Origin of the sequence: Amycolatopsis anabasis, assembly GCF_009765355.1 — a bacterium.
GTDB lineage: Bacteria > Actinomycetota > Actinomycetes > Mycobacteriales > Pseudonocardiaceae > Amycolatopsis > Amycolatopsis anabasis.
In genome coordinates this window covers 1-2309 of record NZ_VTHK01000144.1, presented here as the reverse complement: position 1 = coordinate 2309, position 2309 = coordinate 1, and the positions used below count along the sequence as shown (strand labels likewise).

General features: G+C 71.3%; 1 pseudogene. It reads left to right on the top strand.

The annotated features are described in order from the left end of the window. Positions 1-97 precede the first annotated feature (97 nt). Positions 98-2271: pseudogene (locus tag FXO23_RS50370) on the top strand (SulP family inorganic anion transporter). The last annotated feature ends 38 nt before the right edge of the window (positions 2272-2309 follow it).

Here is a 2309-nt window from a genome sequence, read left to right as displayed (position 1 = left end):
CGCCGCGGGGGGAACGGCTCCCGGTGCGGGAAACGAAGCTCCGCGAAACCGGTGGTGGTCGGGCTGGGCGAATCTCCGGTACGACGTACCGGCTTCGCTGGTCGTTTTTCTGGTGGCTGTTCCGCTCTCCCTGGGTATCGCGCTGGCCTCCGGTGCGCCGATCGTGGCCGGTCTGATCGCCGCTGTGGTCGGGGGTGTGGTCGCCGGCGCGCTGGGTGGGGCGCCGCTGCAGGTCAGCGGGCCGGCGGCCGGGCTGACCGTGATCATGGCGGAGACCATCGACGAATTCGGCTGGGCCACCACCTGCGCCATCACGGTGGCCGCCGGCGCGCTGCAGGTCCTGCTCGGGGTGAGCCGGATCGCCCGGGCCGCGCTGGCCGTCTCGCCGGCCATCGTGCACGGCATGCTGGCCGGTATCGGGGTGACCATCGTGTTCGCCCAGCTGCATATCGTGCTGGGTGGTGCCGCGCAGAGCTCGCCGATCGCCAACCTCCTGGAATTGCCCGCCCAGATCGCCCGGCATCACGACCAGGCCGCGCTGATCGGCCTGCTCACCATCGCGATCCTGCTCGTCTGGGGTCGGTTGCCCGCCCCGGTTCGGAAGATCCCCGGTCCGCTCGCCGCGGTCATCGCGGTCACCGTGCTGGCCACCGCCACCGGAATGTCGCTGCCCCGGGTGGACGTTCCGGCGGACCTGCTCGACATCCGGTTCGTGCCGTCTTTCGGCGGCGGTGACTGGTTCGGCTTCGGCGTGGCCGTGGTGACCATCGCCCTGGTGGCTAGCGTGGAAAGCCTGCTGTGCGCGGTCGCCACGGACAGGCTGCACAACGGCCCGCGGGCCAATCTCAACCGCGAGCTGGTCGGCCAGGGCGCGGCGAACATGGTGTCCGGCGCGGTCGGTGGTCTGCCGGTCACCGGTGTGATCGTGCGCAGCTCGGCCAATATCGCCGCCGGTGCCCGGACGCGTCTGTCCGCGATCCTGCACGGTGTGTGGATCCTGCTGTTCGTGGTGCTGCTGGCCGGTCTGTTGCGGAACATTCCGCTGGCCGCGCTGGCCGGGCTGCTCGTGTACGTCGGCGCCCGGCTGGTGAACATCGCGCATATCAAACAGGTGCTCCGGCACGGCGATCTGCCGGTCTACCTGATCACCCTGGGCGGTGTGGTCGGGCTCGATCTGCTGACCGGGGTGCTGATCGGGATCGCCGCCGCCGCGTTGCTGATGCTGCGGCGCCTGCTGTGGTCCGGGATCCACGCGGAGCAAGACGGTGACGGCTGGCGGGTCGTGGTCGAGGGGGCGCTGTCTTCGCTGTCCATACCCCGGCTCTCCGTGGTGCTCGGGGCATTCCGCGGGGAGCCACGGTCACGCTGGAACTGGTGGTCGACTATCTCGACCATGCCGCGTTCGACGCGCTGTCGGCCTGGCAACACACCCACGAACACGCCGGGGGCACGGTCATCGTGGACGAGATCGGCCATCCGTGGTTCGGACGCGGCAAGGCCGGTGAGCCCACCGTGCACCGCGGCCGGGCGCTGCGGGTGGTGCCGCGCTGGTTCGCCCCGTGGTCGGACTGGCAACAGGCCCAGGACAACTCCGGTGACCCGGAGATGCTGCCCGCGCAGCGGTCCGGCCCGCCGGCGCTCAGCTCGATGCGGCGCGGCGCGGTCGAGTTCCAGCGCCGGACCGCGCCTCTGCTCAAGCCCACGCTGAGCCGGCTCGCCGACACCCAATCCCCGCAGACGCTGTTCATCACCTGCGGCGACGCCCGGATCGTGCCGAACATCATCACCACCAGCGGCCCCGGCGATCTGTTCACCGTGCGCAATATCGGCAACCTGGTGCCCGATCACCAGACCGCGGCCGAGGACGCGTCCGTCGGTGCCGCGGTCGAGTTCGCCGTCGGCGTGCTCAAGGTGCGCGAGGTGGTGGTGTGCGGCCACTCCTCGTGCGGTGCGATGAAAGCCCTGCTCGACGGCGCCCCGCACGACGCGCCGGCACTGCGCTCCTGGCTGCGGCATGCCGAAGCCAGCCGGGCGCGGGCCGCTGCGCGGCCGCCGGTCCGCATCGAGGGACGGCCGCTGCCCAGTGAGGTCGACCAGCTCGCCCTGCACAATGTCCTCGAGCAGCTGGACAGGCTGCGCGCGTACCCGACCGTCGCCCGGGCCGAGTCCCGCGGCGAGCTGGACCTGGTCGGGATGTACTTCGACGTGGGCGACGCGCAGGTGCACCTGTACGACGCGCGGACCGGCCTCTTCCGGCGCCTCGGCCGGTGAGTAACGACGGTGCCAGGCAGGCATCCGGCGACGAGCAC